The 20,611-nt window shown below is 69.1% G+C and carries 19 protein-coding genes; 13 read left to right on the plus strand and 6 right to left on the minus strand.

Features of this window, described 5'->3' with window-relative positions:
* The first annotated feature begins 21 nt into the window (after positions 1–21).
* From ACFHYQ_RS05730 to ACFHYQ_RS05740, 3 genes are all read left to right on the plus strand, one after another.
* Positions 22–933 carry a hypothetical protein gene (locus tag ACFHYQ_RS05730; RefSeq protein WP_394300015.1) on the plus strand — a complete coding sequence of 304 codons (912 nt, stop codon included), beginning with the start codon at positions 22–24 and terminating at the stop codon, positions 931–933.
* Positions 930–2,006: a glycosyltransferase gene (locus tag ACFHYQ_RS05735; RefSeq protein ID WP_394300016.1), complete on the plus strand. Its 1,077-nt coding sequence runs from the start codon at positions 930–932 to the stop codon at positions 2,004–2,006. Before ACFHYQ_RS05730 ends, ACFHYQ_RS05735 begins: the two co-directional genes overlap by 4 nt.
* Before the next feature lie 71 nt (positions 2,007–2,077).
* A complete protein-coding gene (locus ACFHYQ_RS05740) occupies positions 2,078–2,359 on the plus strand; it encodes a metal-sensitive transcriptional regulator (protein WP_394300017.1) in 282 nt (93 codons plus the stop codon).
* 139 nt (positions 2,360–2,498) lie between these two features.
* Here the strand turns inward: ACFHYQ_RS05740 and ACFHYQ_RS05745 are convergent, their stop codons facing one another.
* Positions 2,499–2,687, minus strand: a complete 189-nt coding sequence (locus ACFHYQ_RS05745; RefSeq protein ID WP_394300018.1) for a hypothetical protein — start codon at positions 2,685–2,687, stop codon at positions 2,499–2,501.
* Between the two features lie 218 nt (positions 2,688–2,905).
* Positions 2,906–4,249 (minus strand): hypothetical protein, encoded by a 1,344-nt coding sequence (locus tag ACFHYQ_RS05750; RefSeq protein ID WP_394300019.1) that lies wholly within the window; start codon positions 4,247–4,249, stop codon positions 2,906–2,908.
* Between the two features lie 187 nt (positions 4,250–4,436).
* Here ACFHYQ_RS05750 and ACFHYQ_RS05755 point away from each other — a divergent pair, with 187 nt between their 5' ends.
* Positions 4,437–5,669, plus strand: a complete 1,233-nt coding sequence (locus ACFHYQ_RS05755; protein WP_394300020.1) for a mannosyltransferase family protein — start codon at positions 4,437–4,439, stop codon at positions 5,667–5,669.
* Between the two features lie 25 nt (positions 5,670–5,694).
* The gene (locus ACFHYQ_RS05760) at positions 5,695–6,762 is read left to right on the plus strand and encodes an endonuclease/exonuclease/phosphatase family protein (protein WP_394300021.1); all 1,068 of its coding nucleotides are present in this window, start codon (positions 5,695–5,697) and stop codon (positions 6,760–6,762) included.
* Here the strand turns inward: ACFHYQ_RS05760 and ACFHYQ_RS05765 are convergent.
* Positions 6,740–7,294 carry a gamma carbonic anhydrase family protein gene (locus ACFHYQ_RS05765; RefSeq protein WP_394300022.1) on the minus strand — a complete coding sequence of 185 codons (555 nt, stop codon included), beginning with the start codon at positions 7,292–7,294 and terminating at the stop codon, positions 6,740–6,742. The two genes, ACFHYQ_RS05760 and ACFHYQ_RS05765, sit on opposite strands and share 23 nt — an antisense overlap.
* Before the next feature lie 143 nt (positions 7,295–7,437).
* Here ACFHYQ_RS05765 and ACFHYQ_RS05770 point away from each other — a divergent pair, with 143 nt between their 5' ends.
* Positions 7,438–8,535, plus strand: a complete 1,098-nt coding sequence (locus tag ACFHYQ_RS05770; protein WP_394300023.1) for a hypothetical protein — start codon at positions 7,438–7,440, stop codon at positions 8,533–8,535.
* A 633-nt stretch (positions 8,536–9,168) separates the two neighbouring features.
* A complete protein-coding gene (locus ACFHYQ_RS05775) occupies positions 9,169–10,257 on the plus strand; it encodes an alanine racemase (RefSeq protein WP_394300024.1) in 1,089 nt (362 codons plus the stop codon).
* 22 nt (positions 10,258–10,279) lie between these two features.
* Here ACFHYQ_RS05775 and ACFHYQ_RS05780 read toward each other — a convergent pair whose 3' ends face one another.
* Positions 10,280–11,050, minus strand: coding sequence for a GntR family transcriptional regulator (locus ACFHYQ_RS05780; protein WP_394300025.1), 771 nt, complete (start codon positions 11,048–11,050; stop codon positions 10,280–10,282).
* A 259-nt stretch (positions 11,051–11,309) separates the two neighbouring features.
* Between ACFHYQ_RS05780 and kynU the strand changes: the two genes are divergently transcribed.
* Positions 11,310–12,587, plus strand: coding sequence for a kynureninase (kynU, locus tag ACFHYQ_RS05785; protein ID WP_394300026.1), 1,278 nt, complete (start codon positions 11,310–11,312; stop codon positions 12,585–12,587).
* Positions 12,588–12,635: 48 nt separating this feature from the next.
* Here the strand turns inward: kynU and ACFHYQ_RS05790 are convergent, their stop codons facing one another.
* Positions 12,636–13,046 carry a ClpX C4-type zinc finger protein gene (locus ACFHYQ_RS05790; protein ID WP_394300027.1) on the minus strand — a complete coding sequence of 137 codons (411 nt, stop codon included), beginning with the start codon at positions 13,044–13,046 and terminating at the stop codon, positions 12,636–12,638.
* A 202-nt stretch (positions 13,047–13,248) separates the two neighbouring features.
* Here ACFHYQ_RS05790 and ACFHYQ_RS05795 point away from each other — a divergent pair, with 202 nt between their 5' ends.
* The 5 genes from ACFHYQ_RS05795 (at position 13,249) to ACFHYQ_RS05815 (ending at position 19,384) form a co-directional block, all read left to right on the plus strand.
* Positions 13,249–13,869, plus strand: coding sequence for a mycothiol-dependent nitroreductase Rv2466c family protein (locus ACFHYQ_RS05795; RefSeq protein ID WP_394300028.1), 621 nt, complete (start codon positions 13,249–13,251; stop codon positions 13,867–13,869).
* Between the two features lie 133 nt (positions 13,870–14,002).
* On the plus strand, positions 14,003–14,689 hold the full coding sequence (locus ACFHYQ_RS05800; protein ID WP_394300029.1) for a phosphatase PAP2 family protein: 687 nt from the start codon (positions 14,003–14,005) through the stop codon (positions 14,687–14,689).
* An 815-nt stretch (positions 14,690–15,504) separates the two neighbouring features.
* Positions 15,505–17,568 carry a hypothetical protein gene (locus tag ACFHYQ_RS05805; protein ID WP_394300030.1) on the plus strand — a complete coding sequence of 688 codons (2,064 nt, stop codon included), beginning with the start codon at positions 15,505–15,507 and terminating at the stop codon, positions 17,566–17,568.
* Between the two features lie 44 nt (positions 17,569–17,612).
* Entirely contained in the window at positions 17,613–18,596 is a 984-nt protein-coding gene (locus ACFHYQ_RS05810; protein ID WP_394300031.1) for a MinD/ParA family ATP-binding protein, read from the plus strand.
* Entirely contained in the window at positions 18,596–19,384 is a 789-nt protein-coding gene (locus ACFHYQ_RS05815) for a hypothetical protein (protein ID WP_394300032.1), read from the plus strand. The genes ACFHYQ_RS05810 and ACFHYQ_RS05815 overlap by 1 nt, the downstream gene beginning before the upstream one ends.
* Before the next feature lie 60 nt (positions 19,385–19,444).
* Here the strand turns inward: ACFHYQ_RS05815 and ACFHYQ_RS05820 are convergent, their stop codons facing one another.
* Entirely contained in the window at positions 19,445–20,431 is a 987-nt protein-coding gene (locus ACFHYQ_RS05820; RefSeq protein ID WP_394300033.1) for a hypothetical protein, read from the minus strand.
* Positions 20,432–20,611 lie beyond the last annotated feature (180 nt).

Consider the following 20,611-nt stretch of genomic DNA (forward strand, 5'->3'; position numbering starts at 1 on the left):
CGACGGGGAGGGGGCTGGACGGTGCGCTCGGCAACGGGGTTGACGGGATTGGTCGTCACCGACGCGGAGGTCACACTGGCCGACGTCCTCTCCCTGCGGATCGCCGCCGAGGAACCGCTGTCCGACGGCACCCTGCTCGTCCTGCGCCAGCGGGGCACCGGAGCGGAACGTCGGGTGACACTGGGTTCTCCGGCGGGCGGGCGGGAGTCGGGCCCGCGAGGCAGCGGCGGGCGGACGCGGGACGCGAGCGTCGCGGTCTCGCTCGCGCCGCTGGCGCTCACCCCGGGCCGGTGGGATACCTATCTCCAGCAGGGCGACTCCCGCACCAGGATCCGGAGCGCCGATCCGGGCTTCTCACTCGACCGACTCGACGCCTATGCGCTGGGGCGGCGGACGATGGCCTACCGCACCTACCGCACCCGCAACGGCTTCCTGGCCATCAAGATCGACCAGGCGGACCCGGTCGCCGACGTTCGGGCGGTGTGGTTCCGGGAGGGACGGTTCGAGGTGACCGGCCTGCTCGCCTACACCGGCCTCGGCGACGACGATCAGCATCACCGGGCGCGGCTCACATTGCGCCTCGCGGCCGAGCCGGACGGTACGGCGCGGGCCTCCTTCGATGAGGAGGCGGAACGGGCCGATGCGGCGGGAGCGGCACCGGGCATAGTCGTCGCGGCCACCGTTCACGGTGTCCGCTTCCACGCCGCGCTGTCGCTGTGCGACGTGCTCGCCGCCACCCCGGACGGACAGGGGGTGTGGGTGCCGTACATGGACGTCGACGGGATGGGCCGACGGCTGCCGCTCGGTGCCCGGCTCGACGACGTCGAGGGCAAGCGCCGCCGGATCCACTACCCCCACGCCCTGATGGACGGCGTTCCCATCAGGCCCGCCTTCACCAAGGACGACGAGTTGCGGCTTGAGGTGGGAGTGTGAAGATCACCTTCCTGGTTCCCTCGGCGTACGGCATGCGGGGCGACGTCCGCGCCATCCTGAACCTCGCGGGAGAGCTCGCCGTGCGGCACGAGGTGGAGGTGGTGAGCGTACGGCGGACCAGGGAGACGCCCTTCTTCCCCGTCGATCGCCGGGTGACCCTGCGGTGGCTCGTGGACGTCCGCCCCCGTGCCCGCAGGCTGCTGCCGCGTGGGCAGATGCGCACCGAGGTCGCGCTGTGGCGGATGTTGCGGGGGCTGAGCAGCGATGTGCTGGTGACCGCCCGGCCGACGCTGAGCGTCCAGGCCGCCCGCTACGCGCCGCGGCACGTCGTCCGCATCGCGCGCGAGTGGACCAGGCCGGCCGTACCGGCGCCCGTCCAGCGCTTCTACCCGCGCCTGGACGCGGTCGTGACCAGCACCGAAAGCGGCCGGGAGGAGTGGGCCCGCCTGCTTGAGGACGAACTGTCCGTCCATGTCATCCAGGACGCGCTCCCGGCGGCACCGTGGCCGCGCTCGCGCATGGACAACCGAATCGTCAGCGCCGGCGGCCGGTTGGTGCCGGGCAAGGCGTACGACCGGTTGATCCGCGCGTTCGCGATCGTCGCGGACAAGCGCCCTGACTGGAGGCTGCGGCTCTACGGAGGTGGGCCCGAGGAACGGCGGCTGCGCGCCCTGGTCCGGGAGCTCGAACTGCACAACCACGTCTATTTCATGGGAGTCACGCCGGACCTGCCGGGCGAGTTCGCCAAGGCGTCCATCATCGCGGTGCCGTCCCGGCAGGAGGTGCTCGGCATGGCGGTGATCGAGGCCCTGAGTTGCGGAGTGCCGATCGTCGGCTTCGACGGGCCGCGTGGCCCGAGCGGCTTCCTCCGTCCAGGACGGGACAGCGTGCTGGTCCCCGAGGGCGACGACGAGATCGAGTCGTACGCCGGGGCGCTGCTCGGGCTCGTCGACGACGAGCGCCGCCGCATGTCGCTCGCCGCGGGTGCGCTGGAGTCCGCCTCGACGTACGCCGTACCCGGCGTCGCGGGCCGCTGGCAGGAGTTGATGTACGGCCTGCGCTCCCGGGAGTAGGACGACGTCGCCGAGGCACCGATGAGCGGCGACCGGGGTGGTCCCATACGGGGGGCCGGTATCGTGGACGTATGCACGGGTACAGCGCGGACAAGCAGGCGTACCTCACCCGCCTACGCCGGATCGAAGGCCAGATCCGAGGGCTCCAGCGGATGGTCGAGGAGGACGCCTACTGCATTGACATCCTCACCCAGGTCTCAGCGGCCACCCGCGCCCTGCAGGCGGTGGCGCTCGGGCTGCTGGAGGACCACATCGGACACTGCGTGGCGGAGGCCGTGAGCAGTGGCGGACCTCAGGCTGAGGAGAAGGTGAAGGAGGCCTCGGCCGCCATCGCCCGCCTTGTCCGATCCTGAACCAGCCCGGTCCTGAGGTGTTCCGGTCCTGAGCTGTTCCGTCCGGTCCTGCTCGGTGGGTGGAAACGCGACCCGGGGGACCTGAGCCGTCAGGCCATCCCGGGCTCCCTGCGGAGAGCCCGGGATCGCTCCGATGTCTTCAGTGGCTCGCCGAAGTCCGCAACCCCAGCGCGTTGTCGAGCTCTTCCAAGGTCAGGCGGTCGTCCGCGATGTTCACGGCCTCCAGCACCTCGGCGTAGAGCGCGATCTCGTCCAACGCGACACGGTCATGGACCCGAGAGTCCAGGTCGTCGTGCCCCACCGCGTCGTCCTTCCTTCCGCAGCCCACACCCATCACGAGGTTACGTCTGGGTACCTTTCCGGGACATGGCCCATCGGGACCATTCCGCCATGCATCCTCTGTCCCCGAATGACCATTTCCGCGATAGTGGGATCACGATTTGGTGAAACGGTTGGTGATGGTGGGAAAGGATTGCTAAAGCGGGGTAAGGCGGAAATATCACCAAGTTGAGGTCTCGGCGCCGGTGTCTGTGGTGTGTCTACGGCTCAGTCGGGATCGTCCCGCTCGTGGATCAGGCACTGGACGACCGCCCGGCAGACGGCGAAGCCGTTCGACGGCATGGACATGCCGGTGAGCCGGCACCAGGCCAGTCCGGTGGCGTACGCCGCCCCCAGGAGCGCGGCCGAGGTGTTCCGGTCGGGGGGAAGGAACGCGATCGGGAGGGCGCCGTTTCGCGGCCAGCACCCGCGCAGCGGATGCCACGGGTCCGAAAGCGCGACATAGAGCGCATTCCGCAACTCGTCGTCGATCCAGGGGTAGAGGCGCGCCACGATGTCGGCGGTGCCGGAGGCGCCGGGCGCCCAGTATGGCTCCGTCGTGCCGCAGACCCCCGCCACGTCGGCGGCGACCAGCGCGGCCGCGGTCGTCCTCGGGTCCATTCCCCTCGGGGCCAGATAGCCGAGCGTCTCGACCAGGTCGTACAGACCGTGCCGGAAGTGATCTCCGGGCGAGAGTTCGGGCAGCGTCGCCGCCGCGAGATGCGGCGGGCAGCGTGCCAGCCAGGCCTGCCGTACGGCACCGGAGAGGAGAGCGTGGTGGTCGAGCCAGGGCTGCGTGGGCAGCGGTCCGACCATCGCGATCAGGGCGTCGGCCCGCGGGCGGAACCGCGCGTCCGCCCGCAGCACGGCCGCGGTTTCGGTGATCACCCTCGCCAGGTGGAGGCCCGCCTGCTCGGCTCCCGACCGCATCCGCTCCGCGTAGAGGGTGATGAGAGCGTCGAAGGAACCCATCGGCAGCCAGCGCACCCAGTCGTCTCCTGGGAGCGGCCGGGCGAGGAACTCGCCGAATGCCGACAGCAGCGCCTCGTTGCCGTCGAAGGCGGGAGCATAGGCGCACCACATGATCGTGCCCCAGACGGCCGCGATCGTGCCGGCGACATCCCGGGCGAAGACCTCCCCGAAGCCCCCGGTCAGGGGAAAGTCTTCGAGTGGCACGCCCCGATGGGTTTTGATCAGCATCCGGATCCCATCGGTGACCTCGTGGGGCACGTCGGGACCTACGAATGCTTGAGTGGATCCGCGGTCGTAGGCGAAGTCGGGACCGGTCGGGATCAGCTCGGACGGCACCGGCGGGGCCAGAGCTCCCGGTGCTCCCGGTGCTCCCGGTGTTCCCAGTGTCCCGGGTGCTCCCGGCCGGGCGGCCGACCGGATGGCGGGATGTGGCGGGGGAGCGGACAGGTGCCAGCGGCCGTCGGCCTGGTCGAGCCGGTACCATCTGGCGTGCGCGCCGAACAGCCATCGTGAGCCGTCTGGAGCGGTCAGGACACGCTGGGCGATGGCCTGGGCCTTCGCGACCGGCGGAAGCGTGATCCAGCGCGGATCACCGACCATGGCGCGAACATCCTGTTCAGTCGCCGCGAACCCATCCCACCACACGCGGCCATGGTAGTTCCGTCCTGCAAGTTTCATCTGTCGCGACGGATGACCTGCCTGAACGCGCAAGCCGGTGGGAACCGGTCACAATCGCGACCGTCACCCCCTTGGCATTACCCTTTTCCTCCGTATGGAATAGGCGATCGTGACCGAGTTTCAGCGCACCGCGCCCGATCAAGAACCCGAGCATGTTCCGGAAGGTACGGCTGACCGCGAGGCGGCGGCAGGCGGCGAGGCGGGGCGTCGGCTGTCGCGGCTGCCGTCCCGGCTGTCGTCGCGGGTGCTCTCTCGCCCGGGTGACCGTACGGCCCTGCTCGTCTGGTTCTTCTGGCACGTCGCCGCGTACATCTACATGGTGCTGGCGGCCCCCGGCCGGACGGAGGACCCGATCCTCGACCGGCTGACGCCATGGGACTCGGACAACTTCATCGCCATCGCCGCGTACGGATATGACGGTCCGCCGGACATGCCCGACGCGCCGAAGCTCACCGCCTTCTTCCCCGGCCTGCCGCTGCTCCTGCGCTACCTGCACGTGTTCGTCGAAGACTGGAGTCTCGCCATCGTCCTGGTCTCGCTCGTCGCGAGCGCGGTCGTGGCGGTGGCGCTGTCACGGCTGAGCGAGTCGTACCGGGAGGGCAGCGGCGTCTGGACCGTGCTGGCGTTCTTCCTCAGCCCGTTCGCGGTGTTCATGCTCGCCGGGTACTCGGAGGCGCCGTTCCTCGCGCTGGCCATCCCCGCGTGGCTGCTGGCCCGCAGGGGCCGCTGGGAGGCCGCCGCCGTCTGCGCGGCCTTCGCGTCATGCATCCGCATTTCCGGGCTCTTCCTCGCCCTCGGCCTGGCCGTACAGTTCCTGGTCGCGCGTAACGGCCTGCGCGGTGCCGGCTGGCGCAAGATCCCGTGGCTGGCGCTGCCGGGGGTGCCGGTGCTGGGCTACATGCTCTACCTGTGGGGCCGTACGGGAGACCCGATGGAGTGGAAGCGTGTCGAGGCGGAGTACTGGGGGCGGTACGCGGAGCTGCCCTGGACGGTGCTCAAGAACACCTGGCAGCGCTCGATTGAAGATCCGGTAAGCCTGCAGACGTCCTATCGCGAGGAGATCCTGGCGGCGGCCGTGCTGGTGGTGCTGATCATCTGGCAGCTCGTACGTCGGCGGTGGGCGGCCTTCGCCTATCTCGCGCCGCAGGCCGTGGCGCTGCTCGCGATGTCGTCGTTCTACATGTCGGTGGGCCGGGCCTCACTGCTGTGGTGGCCGCTCTACCTGTCGGTCGGCATCGCCGGAGCTCGAAGGCCCTGGGTTTTCATGGCCTACCTGTCGGTCGCCGCACCGGTCATGGCAATCAATGTCGGAAATTTCACCACCGGATCCTGGGTGGGTTGATCGATTTCTGGCTATGTCACCGGTTATGGGGGGATATGTCGCTCATGACCGGGCCAGTTGGCCGGTGACGGTGGTGGCCGCCGGATTTCTGGTCGTCTCGATGACGGTGGCCTGCACCGTGACCACCGCACGAGTGGGCGTCCGGAAGAACGCCGGAAGCTCCGGAGGCGCCGGCGACCGGACCGACGGCAGTGCTGACGGCAGTGCTGACGGCAGTGCTGACGGCACAACCGGCGGCGGGGCTGGGAGCGGAGCGGTTGCGGACGGGCATCGGGTGAACGTGTTGACCTACAACGTCTGCGCGACCGATAACCGGGACCGTACGTGTACCCGCGACCTGACCCGTGCCCGGCGAAAGTTGTGGGCGAGCCGGGTCGCCGGGTTGATCAGAAGCCGGAAGGTGGACGCGGCGTCGTTCACCGAGATGTGCTACGCCCAGGTGAGCCTGCTGAAGCGGGAGCTTCCGGACTACCGGTTCGTGTGGTACGGCATAGCCCGGGGTGGCGGCGACAAATGCCGCCTGCTGTGGGGCGACCTGACCAGGAAGACGACGCCTCCCGACGGGAAGCGCTTCGGTATGGCGCTGGCGCTGAAAGGCCGCATCCACGGATCTCCGCTGCGGCGGATGCTCAAGGTGGACCGTCCCCCGGCCGACAGGAGCGCCAAAATCCATCCCCGTGGTCTGCTGTGCGCGCGAGCAGTCATGGGAAAACGACGCTCAGTGTCCTGCGTGACACACATTTCGGACACCGAGTCTCCCCGGCAGGTCGTCGACATCGTCGCACGGTACGCCGGTGGCAGCCCGGTGATCCTGAGTGGTGACTTCAACCGCGTGCCCGACGACCGCCAACTCGCTTCCGTTTACGGCCTCGGGCTGGGCGCCGGCGACTACACCGAGGTGGACGCCGCGCCGTACGGCAGGGCCGACGGGGGAGCCGCGCCCACGACGAGGGGCGGTCGCAAGATCGACTATATCTTCGCGAGCGAGAACGACTATCGGGCGATGGGCGCCCAAGTGATCAGGACGCGGCCCGAGCTTTCCGACCACAGGCCGCTGCTGGGAACACTCGTCATGAAATCCCGTGTCCCGTAGACCCCTCTCGCGAGGTCGCGGCCTGCGAATGGCGCCGGGCCTTCGCCCGGTACCGCTCCGGGGTCCGCGCGAAGGAGGCCCGGTCGTCGTCGGTGAGCTCACGGACGATCTTCGCGGGGATGCCTGCGACCAGGACGCCCGCCGGGATCTTCCTGCCCGGCGGGACCACAGCGCCGGCCGCGACCAGGGAACCCGCTCCGATCACCGCGCCGCCGAGCACGATCGCGCCGATCCCGACGAGCGCGCCGGTCTCCACGTGGGCGCCGTGGACCATCGCGCGGTGGCCCAGGCTCACCCGGTCGTCCAGAATGGCGGGCTCCCCGGGATCCGCGTGAAGGCAGCACAGGTCCTGAATGTTGCAGTCGTCGCCGACCTCGATCCGCTCGTCGTCGCCCCGCAGCACCGAGCCGTACCAGACACTGGACCCGCGGCCGAGCCGTACCCGCCCGACCACCACCGCGCCCGGCGCCACCCATGCCTCGGGATGAATGATCGGGGTGGCGTCGTCGTCCAGAGCGGCGATGTATGACATGCCGTCATAATTCCATGCGCCCTCAGCAACCCGTCCCAGCGCCCTCGCATAACCGCGTTCAGGTTGCAACGGAGGACGGTTGGCAGGAAAGTCGTGTCCGGACGGGCGTTCCGTCGTTACCTTCCAACCCCCAGGGCTTGCCGATGACGAACCAGACCGACAACTTCCCCGACCTCATGAGCGACGACTCCTTCGAAGTGGTGATGCGCGGGTACAGCCGTCGCCAGGTCCACGATTACATGGTCCGGACCCGCAATCAGATCCGAGACCTGGAGGAGCGCCTCGCGCGTACGATCGATCATGCCGAGCAGAGCCGCCTCGAGCTCGCGGAGGCCCGGCGCAAGCTGACCGAGTCCCCCCAGAACCCCGACGAGCTCGGTGAGCGACTGAGCCAGATCCTCAAGCTCGCCCACGAGGAGGCCGCGGCCAACAAGCAGGCGTCCGAGACGGAGGCGACCAGGCTGCGCGACAACGCGGTGGCCGAGGCCGAGCGGCTGGTGGGTTCGGCGCGCGAGCAGGCCGACGCGATCAGGGCGGCGGCGCAGGAGGAGGCCGAGCGCCGAGTCGCCGACGCCACCGCCACCGCCGACCGGCTCCTGGCACAGGCCGGCGCGGACGCCGAGGAGGCTCTCGGTACGGCACGTGCCGAGGCGGAGGAGACCCGGCAGAGCGCACGGGCCGAGGCCGACCGGGTGCTCGGTGAGGCGCGCTCCCATGCCGACGCCATTCTCAGCGCGGCACAGCAGCGGGTGGCCGCGCTCGACGAGCACACCGGCCGCCGGGTGGTCCACCTCACGGACACCCACACCGAGGTGATGCGCCGTCTCAACGAGATCGGTTCGGTCCTGGGAGGCCTGATGCAGCGGGAGGCGGCCGCGGGCCCGCTGATCGACGAAGCCGTCGTTCTGCCGCCCGCGCCGTACCAGCCCTACCCGCAGCAGGCTCACCAGCCGGGCCGACCGGCCGCCCCCGAAGAGGCCCAGTCCTCATCGGAGCCGGTCACGCGGGCTGAAGCTGCCATGAATGAGCAGGATCATGGCGCAGCGGCCGAAGACCTGGATCTCCGCATGATCGTGGAGGACACACGGCAGGGGGAGCGGACGTCCGTGCCGGGAGAGTCGATGGTCGCCGGGTCGATGGTGGAGCCGGGGATCGTGGAGTCAGAGATGACCGAGGACATCGATGTCGACTTCGGCCGGGTTCGCCGACAGTCTGACGAGCAGGAGCCCCTGCGCGGCTGATGGAACCGCCGCCGTACAAGCATCGCGATCCAAGGCGGCCCAATGAGGGCCCGGCAAGGCCCGGGGTCGCGTCGCACGGCCCGGTATGGCGAGTTGGTCGCCTCGGCCGGCCAACTGGCAAGGCTCTGGTAGCGGAAGCCCCCGCCCCCGATCGGGTCGGGGGCTTCCGCGCTCATGGATTGGCGGCAGCGGCGCGTCGCTCCTGATCACGAAGCTGTCGGCGCAGCCCGTCCGGTTCGTCCGCGTCAACCGTCATCGCGCACCCGGTGGCTCGCTGCGACGGACTGAGGGGACGATGCCGGGTGGCCCACCACCGGCCGGCGTCACTCCGCCAAATTGTCCATTCCGGAAAGTCCCGGGCAATCTCAGCAAGGTGTCGGTCAAAGGACATCCGTCGCCTTCCCTCGCCGAAGTGTCCGGTTGTTCTTGGCCTCTCTCACCAAGGTGCGGGACATCTCTAGAGAAATCAACGACCGAGATGGTCAGGTCAACCTATCGGCCCCACCGCACCGTGCGGCAGCACAGCCACGACCAGGCGTGATGTTCTGATGCGCAAGAGCGAGCGAGAGTGATAGCGTCACCGCGGAATGATCCGGATGGGGTCGGCAGCGGGGAGAGCGGCAGGCGTTCGAGATGGGGACGATCGGGCGACTACCCGCTTTCGTGTACGACCTGGCGGATCTGGACGCCCATGTGAAGGCCGTGAAGGACGCCCTCGGTGACATCGAGCTCTATTACGCGGTCAAGGCGAACCCCGACCCCCGACTGTTGAAGGTGCTCGCCCGCCATGTGGACGGCTTCGAGGTCTCTTCGGGCGGGGAGCTGGCCCACGTGCGTGCGGTGCACCCCGACATGCCGGTCGCGTTCGGCGGTCCCGGGAAGACGGATGAGGAACTGCTCAGCCCGGTCACCCGGCTTCACGTGGAGAGCCCCGGCGAGCTTCGCCGTCTGATCGCGTCCGGACGCGCCGCGGACGTGCTGCTGCGGGTCAACCTCGACGTCTCCGTCGAAGGGGCGTCGCTGGCGATGGGGGGAGGCGCGACCCCGTTCGGGATGGATCCCCGGAGCATCGCGCGCTGCCTGGAGCTGCTCGCGGAGCAGGACTCGATCCGGCTGCGCGGAGTTCACGCACATCTGGCCAGCGGCCTCGACGCGCACCGGATGCTGGAGCTGGCCTCCGCCACACTCGACTACGCCCGCGGACTCGGCCTCGCCGACGTCACTCGGAGCACAGCGACCAGTCAGGGTCCAGAGATCAACCTGGGCGGCGGGATGGCCGTCTCCTACGCGGATCCGGACGGGCGTTTCGACTGGCAGACGTACGGCAGGGGCCTCGCCGAGCTGCGCCGTCCGGGCGAGGTGCTCCGGGTCGAGCCGGGACGATCACTCACGGTCTACTGTGGGCGTTACGTGACCCGCGTGATCGACGTCAAACGCGTTCACGGCGAGCTTTTCGCGGTGGTGGCGGGCGGGACCCACCACATTCGCACTCCCGCCGCCAAAGGACACAGCCAGCCGATGATCATCAGGGAACCCGGCGAACCGATCACGATCGTCGGTCAGCTCTGTACGCCGAAGGACGTTCTGGCCCGGCGGGTTCCCGTCGATCTGAAGCCCGGCGACGTCGTCGAGTTCACCATGGCGGGAGCGTACGCGTGGAATATCTCCCACCATGATTTCCTCATGCACCCCGAGCCGGGCTTCCACTACATCGGAGAGTGATCCCCTACGAGATCATGCGAGATCACGCGTCGATGTCGTACTGGAGCACGTACGAGGCGGAGTCGAGCGCCATCTCGTTCAATTCGACCGGTATGCCGCCGGAGGCGAAGGCGATCCTGGAGATCACGATGACGGGGGTGCCCGCCGGGAGGTTCAGCGACTCGGTTTCCCTCGGCTGCGGCATCCGTGCGCGCACCTCCTCGGTGAAGTGCACGGGTGGGTAGCCGAGATCACCGAGGCGGGCGTAGACGCCTCCCGGTCCGGGGTCGGGCAGTGCGATCGCGCTTCCCTCGACGATGTCGGCGGGGAAGTACGACGTCGCGACCTGTACGGGCCGTCCGTCGACCGAATAACGGCGGTGCCGTACCCACACCTCGTCGCACCTCAGCGCCCGGGAGACCGGCGTGCTCGCGGGTTCCCGCCGGAGATCGACCTCGTCCACCGCATACGCCCGGCCGGGGGTGTCGGAGTCCCAGATCGCCCGGCCCCGACCCCACTGCTCTCGGGACAGCCGTCGTGATCCATGCCGCCGGATCGGGCGGAACAACCGGACATAGACTCCCGAGCCGCGCCGTGGTACGGCAAGGCCTTCATTGATCAGTACGGCGAGCGCCTGGCGTGCCGTCGCCCGTGCTATTCCATATTCGGCCATGAGCGCGTTCTCGCCGGGTAGCCGATCCCCGTCGTCCAGCGCGCCGGAAAGGATCTGATCGCGCAGCCGATCCGCGATGCGGCGATAGATCGGGGAATCATGGTGCATGGGAGGCGGCGGGGGCACGGGGGACTCTGTCACGTTTGATCACCCTCTGTCACCAACGGGGATTGGCGTCTCCAGAGAACTTGCCCCGTCTTGTCCACGGTTGCACAGAGTCTGGGGTTGATTGCGTGCTTATTTTGAGCGCATCGTGCTCGTGTGGTGATCTGTGGGGGTTATAGCCGTCCGTTACGGCGCTGCCGCCTCGGCCGGTATTGCGACGGTGTCCGCCTGCCCTGGCGCACCCCGCAGTACAGCTCTCAGGCAGGTGGCGGAACCTACCCACCAGGCGTTATTTATGGACAATAACCGTAGAAACCGAAGGAGCTCACCGGTGGCCATCACCCGCGATGAATGCCAGGCCCTCGACGCCGAGGACCCGCTGAAGGACTTCAGGGAGGAGTTCTCGCTGCCTCCCGGCGTCATCTACCTCCTGGGGAACTCGCTCGGCGCGCTGCCACGGCGGACCCCCGAGCGGGTGGCCCACACGGTCGAGACCGAATGGGGCGTGCATCTCGGCGCGAGTTGGAACAGCGCGGGCTGGTGGGATCTGCCGCAGACCACGGGTGACCGGATCGCCCCCCTGATCGGAGCGCGGCCCGGCGATGTGCTCGCCGGCGACTCCACCTCGGTGAACATCTTCAAGGCTGTGACGGCGGCGCTGCCGCTGCGACCGGACCGCCGCGTCATCGTCTCCGACCTCGACAACTTCCCGACCGACCGTTACGTGGTCGAGGGCGCGGCCCGCGCGCTGGGGCCGTACGAGATCAGGGACATCGGCTCGGCTCCGGATGCGAACGGCGGGACACTGGAGGAGGCCCTCGGCGACGACGTGGCGCTGGTCCTGCTCTCCCACGTCGACTACCGTACGGGCGCGATGCGCGACATGGCCGCGGTGACCGCCCAGGTCCACGCGGCCGGTGCGCTGATGATCTGGGACCTGTGTCACAGCGCCGGTGTCGTGCCCGTCGAGATGGGCGAGGTCGACCTCGCGGTCGGCTGCACGTACAAGTATCTGAACGGCGGCCCTGGAGCGCCCGCCTACATCTACGTGGCCCCCCGTCATCAGGAGGCCGTGCACAACGTGGTGTCCGGCTGGCACGGGCATGCGGCGCCGTTCGCCTTCGAGCCGGGCTACCGGCCCGCGGCGGGGGTACGGCGGTTCGCCGTGGGCAGCCCGCCCGTACTGTCCTACGCCGCGCTGGGCGCCTCGCTCGACATCTGGGAACGGGTGGACATGGCGGCGGTCAGGGCCAAGAGCGTGGCGCTGACGTCCCTGTTCATCGAGTTGACGGACGAGCTGTGTCCGGATCTGGCGCTGGCGACGCCGCGCGATCCGGCCGGGCGGGGCAGCCAGGTCAGCTACCGTCACGCCGATGGCTACCCGGTGGTCCGGGCGCTGGCGGATCGCGGTGTCGTGGGCGACTACCGGGAGCCGGAGATCATCCGATTCGGGTTCGCGCCGCTCTATCTGCGCCACGTCGACGTCTACGATGCCGCGACGACGCTGGCGGAGGTGCTGGGCAAGGAACTCTGGCGGGACGAGCGGTACAGCCGACGGCTGGCCGTCACCTGAGCCGAAGACGCGGGTGCGGCCGAGTCGAGCGGGCGTTCAGCGGGGCGTTCAGCGGCCGCGTCTGTCGAAACCGGCGACGATCTGCCCGGCCAGGGTCACACAGCGATCGCAGATGCGGCCGCCCTCCCCGTGGACCATGTGGACCCGGGGGCCGGGCGGCCGCCGGCAGAATGAGCAGGCGGCGTCACGCTTGCGCCGCCGGTTGACCAGATGGCGGTGGGCGAATGCCGGGGCGAACCGTCGCCGCCTGACCGGGTGCGTGATGAGCCGGAACCGCTCGATGACGGCCGCCCAGGAAAGCCCCGCATCACGGGCTTCCCGTACGGCCAGGTCGATCAGGCGGTCCGTGCCGCCGGGCAGTTCCGCGCCGAGGGCGATCGCGGCCGACAGGGTTTCCAGGGGGTCGGCGGGGTCGGTCGACCGGGAGCGGGCTCGCTCCAGTAAATCTGATGGTTCCATGGCCGCAACCATAAGTCGCGACCCCAAGAGCATCAAGCGGGCATCCGCTGGTCGGCGGGCCGGCTGCTCTTGGGCGTCGCGTTGTACGGCATGGCCGTCACGACATGGCGAAACCAGACGGGAAAGATCGACGGGAATCAGCGGAGATCGCCGCGGGTTCCCTGAAACGAACCCAGAGCCGTTCGGATCAGGAGGGCACTTGATGACGGAAAGCTCGCGGCGTACCAAGGTCGACTTCTATTTCGACCCGGTCTGCCCCTTCGCGTGGATCAGCTCCCGGTGGATCCTGGAGGTGGAGAAGCAACGCGACATCGATCTGCGCTTCCGGGTGATGAGCCTGTCGGTGCTCAACCAGGGCAGAGAGGATCTCTCCGAGCAGTACCGCGATCTGCTCGACCGGGGGTGGGGGCCGGTACGCGTGTGCATCGCGGCCGCCCAGCACAGCGGTGAGGAGGTGCTGCGTGACCTCTACACGGCCCTCGGCACTCGGATCCACAATCAGGACAACAAGGACTACGTCGTGGTGATCAAGGAGGCGCTGGCGGAACTCGGCCTGCCCGCCGAACTCGCCGACGCGGCGGACGTGACCGACTACGACGAGGCGCTGCGCCGGAGCCATCACGAGGGTATGGACCCGGTCGGTATGGACGTCGGCACGCCGACGATCCACATCGACGAGGTCGCGTTCTTCGGGCCGGTGCTGACCCGCATCCCGCGTGGCGAGGAGGCGGTAAAGATCTTTGATGGCGCTCTCGCCCTGGCGAGTTATCCGTACTTCTTCGAGCTGAAGCGCACTCGTACGGGCGAGCTCGACTTCACCTGAGCCGCGCCTTACCCACATCCGCCGGGTGCGTTGACGAGAGGGAAGGGTGCCGGCGACCTTTTGGGGCACCCGGTGCGCCTCCGCACCCCTATGGTCTGTAAGACCCATGGGGAAATGCGGAGGCGGAGGAAACGTGCACAACGAGATCGATGTCGTCTCGGATGTCAGCATGGGGTGGTATCGGGACGTCATCGGCTTCGCCCAGGGCACCCCATCGTGGGTCCGGGATTGGGCCGAGGTCGGAACCGACATGATCCCGGCATTCCTGGCGGCCTTATTCGCCGTGGCGGTGTGGCGGGCCTGGCGAGTCTGGCGGGATGAGAGCGGGTCGGCCGAGGGCCGGTGGACTGAGAGCCGGCGGGGCGATCATCGGATGCTCGCCCTGGCGTTGCTCGGGCCCATCGCGACGGTGGCGGCATATCTGTGCAGCGAGCTGATCAAGAGCATGCTGAGGATGCCCCGGCCGTGCTGGCGTCCCGGTGAAACCCTCATCATCGCGACCTGTCCGGAAGCGGGGGACTGGTCGCTGCCGAGCAACCACGCGACGTTCGCCGCCGCCGCGGCGACGGCACTGGTCATCGCCTGGCGGCGGATGATCGTCATCGCCCCGGCGCTGGCCGTGCTCGCGGCCGCGTCCCGGGTCTTCGTCGGAGTCCACTACCCGCACGACGTCGCGGCGGGGTTCCTGCTCGGCGTGGCCGTCGCCTCCCTGGTGATGGCGGCTCTGCTCGCTCCGGCCACCTCGCTGGTCACCCGGCTGATGACTTGGCTGATGACGTGGTTGAAGCCCCGTCGCCCAGCTCGGCATCGCATGCGATGAGCGAGTCGGCAGAGCCGGCCGAGGACGGCGCGGGAGCGGGCGATCTGCTCACGGGTGCGGGCGGACCAGCCGTTCAGCCTCCGGTTCTGGTACTCCCTGCTGTGCACGGCCCTGCTGCTCGGCCCGGAAGCCCTTGCCATCTTCCTGGCTGTGAAGGAGTACGCCCGGCGGGCTCGCGTCCGGGCACCGCTCGGACGCCGCCCGCCTCGGCTGAGAACGGGGTGAGCGGTCGCCGCGGTGCGAGGAGGTGTCGCTGCGGATGGTGATGGTGCATGTGCTTCTGGGTACGGCCGCCACAACGGGCACGCGGACTTTCTCCGTGAGGGGATCGACGGGACCGCCGGGGCCTGAGCCGCACCCGAGGTGCCGATTTCCGCAAGTTCTTCATTGATGTTCGCCGCGGACGGTCGTGGCGAAGCCCTGGACGGCCGGGCGGTTATGAAAAGAATTCACATCGCGTCACGAAGGGAATCCTTACAGCGATCGGCACTGGGTGTGGAATGTCCTGTTTGCTGCTATTGCCCCAGCTTGCTTGACGCGATCTTCTTGTCGGACATCTCCATAGAAGCTGCGACATATAACGGATGTGCCTTCTGGGCCGTTTTCGGATGACCATATCGTCGCTATTTGGAGTTATTATGGACCGATGATTTCTCTGGTTGTTTTCCTTCCCAACAGAAGGGTGTCAGTCTAAGATCTCAATCTATGTATCGGTATGTAGCGGCTTTTCCAGTAAGGCGCGTGCGCCCCCAAAGTCGCAGTGATGCTCAGGCCGAACATGACGCCCACGCAGTGGTCGCCAAGCCCGGACGCCCATGAACCCGCCGACCGGACCCGGGGACCTCGCGCTCGATCTCGGCCAGGGGATGGCGTGGGTGGACGACCATGGCGCCCACCTCGTCGACTACGCCTCTCATCACCTCGATCCGGACCGGTCGATGTCGGCGGTCGCCGCCGCCCTGACGGCATGCGCCCGGCACAACGAGTCCGGGAATATCGCAGATCGCGCCCGGCTTCTGGCCGCCGTACGCAGTGAGTGCGCCAACTATCCCGGCAGCCGGGTGACATACCGGCCGGGCCCCGGACCGGGCACGCCCGACGACGAGGCGGTCAGGCGGGCATGGTCCCTGGTGGACCCGCTCGGTGCGGAGACGCTGCGCCTGCTGTACCGCCACGAGTTGGCCCCCCGCGATCTCTCCTACGTGCTGGCGCTGTCGATCCGCGAGGTCGGCAGGCTCGTCGCCAGGACCCAGGACATCATCGAGATCCTGGTGAGCGGGCTGGACGGTCTCGCGCGTGGTCGTCCCATCTGCCCGGATCTCGGTCCGCTCGTCAGCGCGGTCTTCCCGGCAGAGCCGGTCCAGCCGGTCCAGCCGGCTCAGTCGGCCGCCGAAGAGGCCGGTGCCCGTACCGCCCTGCTGCGGCACATCGTCACGTGCCTGGTGTGCAAGCGGCCGATCAACATCCGATACACCGTGCCGCAGATCCTCTCCCACCCGCCGATCACGGCACTGTCTCCCGAAGTCAGGCAGCGCCTCACCGACCTCATCACATCGGCCGCCGTCCTTCCGCTGTCCGACACCGCTCAACCGCCCGGTGGCGTTTCAGCGGTTGAGCAGGCTCAGCAGGTTCATCGGCCCCCCGCGTCGTTCGGCATGCCACTCGCCGCGCCCGTCGCCGTGGACCCTGCCCCGTCCGCACCGCCGCGGCGCTCGCCTCTGCCGCCCTTATCGCCTCCGCCGGTGGTGCCGTCCGCGCCGACCGGGCCGGTCGTACCGTACGCGCGCGGGTCGGCTGCGGGTGGTGGGCCGGTGGTGGGTGGGCCGGTGGTGGGCGGGCCGGTGGTGGGCGGGGGAGCGGAGACGCCGCTGTACGACGCGCTGCTCTCCCAGATCAGAGCCCGTACGATCCCGGCCGGCCCCGCGGAGAAGCCCCGCCCCAAGCCCGAGCCGGGTGGTACGGCCGACCCGAGCGACGCACGCATTCCGCAAGGTGCCCCGGCACTGAACAGCTTCGCCGTCCCGAACGCCGCCCCCGCTTCGAGGAGAAATTCCGCGGACCTCGGGCGGGCCGCCCGTACGGCACGGCACGCGCTGCCCCGCGGCCGGGCGCACGACCCTGATCTCGACCGTGATCTCGAGCTGGAGGATGGAGCCTCCGCCAGGATCCTCGAGATGATCTCGCGGATGTGGGCGTTGCTCCGCGCGACCGCCATCCGCGTTGTGATCATCGTAGTCGCGGGCGCGGCGGGCACAGTGGCCGGGATCAACCTCCTGGCCCCGGCCGACCAGCCGGGCGAGGCTGCCGGGTCCTTACGCCCCTCCGCGGCCGGGGCCACGGTCGCCGGGGCCACGGTCGCGGGTGACACTGCCTCCGAGAACTCTGTCCTGGCGGGCTCTGCCTCTGCGGGCACCGCCTCCACAGGCACCGCCTCCACAGGCACCGGGGCAACGACGCCGGCGGCCACTTCGGATGTCGGTACGGCTGATCCCGGTGTCTCTGATCCCGGTGTCTCTGAGCCGGGGGGGTCGGAGCCCGGCGTTCTGGAGGCAGGGGACGGAGCCTCGAGGACTGTCACTCTGGCCGTGGGCGGCCTGCGGATCCAGTCCGCGGTCGAGCTCGATGATTTCGGCCGAGGCGGCATCACGCTCTCGACCACCTCCCAAAAGCCCCTCAAATGGCGCATAACAGCGAATGATCTGGTCGTCGAGCCGTCCAGCGGCACCCTCCGACCTGGACGGAGCGACGTCCTGAGCGTGCGTGCGCAGCGGGTGCGTTACTGGTGCGGCCCACCGCCGCCCGCCAAGGCTCCGTTGGTCCTGCACGGTCCGACCGGCTCGAAGAGCGCGACCGTGACAGTGCGCTGGCGCACCTGCTGACAGCCCTCCCTCTCATCTTTCCGCTGTGAAAGGACCTCCCGGCCATGCCCGAGACCCACATACCCGCGTCGGCTCCAGCGGCCGAGCACTTTCCGGAGACGGTGCCGCTCACGGCGGAACATCTGCTCACGAACCGCCGAGCCGAGCCCGCGGGCGGGTGGCGGCGGCTCGTTTACCGGCTCTCCGGAGGCAAGATCATGCCAGCGGAGTCCGCGGCGGAGCAGGAACGGCGGACGCTCATCGCCCACGCGCAGTCGCCCGTCGCGAGCGGCCATCACCGGATCGCGGTCATGAGCCTGAAGGGCGGCGTCGGCAAGACCACGACGACCGCCGCCCTGGGCAACACCCTGGCGTCGTTACGCGGCGACCGGGTGATCGCGATCGACGCGAACCCGGACCGCGGGACGCTGGGGCTCAAGGTCAAGTCGGAGACCGCGGCGACCATCCGCACTCTGCTCGCCGAGGCGCCGAACATCGTCCGCTACGCCGACGCCCGGGCATTCACCTCGCAGTCACCGGCCCGGCTGGAGGTCCTGGCCTCCGACTCGGACCCGGCGGTCAGCGAGGCGTTCGACGCGGAGGACTACCGTACGGTCGCCGGGCTGATCGAACGGTACTACTCGATCTGCATCACCGACTGCGGCACCGGACTGCTCCACGGCGCCATGGGTGCGACGCTGGAGATGGCCGACCAGATCGTGCTGGTCACCATGGTCGCGGTCGACGGCGCGAGCTCCGCCGCGGCGACCCTCGACTGGCTCACCGCGCACGGTCACGGACGCCTCGTCAGGAACGCGATCGTCGTGCTGAACGCGGTGGAGCCGAAATCACACGTCGACGTGGACCTGCTGGAGCGTCATTTCACGAACCGCTGCCGGGCGGTCGTGCGGGTGCCGTTCGACCCTCACCTGAAGGAGGGAGCCGAGGTCGACCTGACCCGGCTCCGGCCGACCACCCGTGGCGCGTACCTGAGGCTCGCCGCCGCGGCGGGCCAGGCGTTCGGTCAGCGTCCCGACCGGAGCAGCTAGTGGCGACAACGGATCGCGACCCGGGCCAGATGCTCGACTGGGATTCGGACCTCGACTGGGACCTGGGCCCGCAGCGGCGATGGAATCCACGTGTCGTCCTGCTCGTGGTCGTCGGGGTCGTCACCGTGCTCGCGGCCACGGTCATCGTGCTGCAGACACGGCGGGCGGAATCGAAGGAGGTCCCCGTCTCCGTCCGTACGGCGCCGGCCATCGCGTTGGCGGAGCCGTCCGGACGCGAGGGTGCGGCCGGATATCCGATCGGTTTCCCTCATACCGAGATCGGCGCGGTGTCGGCGGCCTCCGCCACACTCGAAGGCGCCTGGACGCTGGACCGTGCCCAGGCCGAACAGGCGGCAGCCCTGTACGCCCGACCCGACCAGCGGAAGGCCGCCCGTGAGGGCGCTCGGGCGGTCGTGCAGGGATGGCGGGAGACCCTCGACCTGCCCCCGGAGGGGAAGCTCCCCGAAGGGGCGGCACTGCGGACGCAGGCCAGCGGCGTCCAGTGGCAGGCCCGGAGCGACGACCAGGTCCAGGTCTCCGTGCTGGTCCTGGTTACCGCCACCAAGGGCACGGGTGACGGCGCGTCCGTCTACTCCAGCCCCTATGCCATGAACCTGCTCATGACCTGGCTTCCTGATGCGCGCGGCACGGGCAGGGGGGACTGGGTCAACATTCCCGACCCCGCGCCTCCCGCGGTGCCCGCCGCGGCCCTCCCCGACACTCCCGAATTCGCCGCGGCCGGCTGGAAGTCCCTCACCGGCCCGCAGGCCCCTGTTCCGACTCCCTGACCTTTCCCCAGGACCTGTGCATGAGTGACATCCACAGCCGCTCCCGACCCCTGGCCACCCCTACCGGAACTGAGAAGAGCTTGACATGACTCCTCGGATGTCTCCAAGAAGACGTACGACCATGGTCTCCGGCCTGCTCCTGGCGGCGGTCTCCGCGACGGCGGGCGCGATTGTCGCCCAGCCGTGGAGCGCGGCCGCTCTCGGAACTTCGCAGTCCTCGGTGCCGACCACGCCCGGCGTAGTTCCTCCGCAGGACCCGATATCCCAGGCTCCCGTCTCCATAAGCGAGCGTGTGTCCACAGCCGACCGGGTGTCTGTGGAAGAAACCGAGACCGCCAACGACACCATGTCCGCCGGCGACTCCGGGACTTCGGAGGGACCATCGTCGGGCGACCAGCCCACATCCTCCGATGACGCCGAAAAGACCACGGACGCCGACGGCGACCAGTCGGCCGCCTCGGACTCACCGTCCGCACCCGGCGATTCGACTTCCAGTGACGACGGGCCGAGCTCGCGGGATGCGACCACAGTCGACTCCGGAAACGCCAAGCCTCTGGCCCAACCGGGCACCGCCAACCGTAGGGGATCACATGGGTGGCGGTCCCGGTCGGCGGATCGGGGGGAAGGCGGGGCCCCGAACGAGCCGAAGAGCGCCTCCGCACCCCTCTCCCAGCCTGACGAGCCACCCGCCGGAACACCCTTGCCCACAGCGAGCCCCACGGCCCCGGCCGACGCGGAGCCGAGCGCCAGTGCGTCGCCCAGTGCCGAGCCTTCTCCGAGTGTCGAGGCTTCTCCGAGTGCTGAACCGTCTCCGAGTCCCACTCCCAGCGCCGAGCCTTCTCCGAGTGTCGAGGCTTCTCCGAGTGCTGAACCGTCTCCGAGTCCCACCCTCAGCGCCGAGCCTTCTCCCAGTGTCGAGGCTTCTCCGAGTGCTGAACCGTCTCCGAGTTCCACCCCCAGCGCCGAGCCTTCTCCGAAGCCCTCAACCAAGCCCTCAACCAAGCCGACCTCGAAGCCGACCTCGAAGCCGACTGCGAAGCCGACCACGAAACCGAAGGAGCAACCGCCGGCACCGAGGCCGCGCCCGTCGGGCGAGGTCTCACCGACGTCGACTCCTACTCCTACTCCTACTCCTACTCCTACGAATCCGGCCATACCGAGTCCCACACCGAGCGCTCCGGCGACCCCCACGCCGGACCTGACGCAGCCCGATTTCGCGCTCAACGT

This window comes from Sphaerimonospora cavernae, from assembly GCF_042435035.1.
In the GTDB taxonomy this organism is placed as follows: Bacteria; Actinomycetota; Actinomycetes; order Streptosporangiales; family Streptosporangiaceae; genus Sphaerimonospora; species Sphaerimonospora cavernae.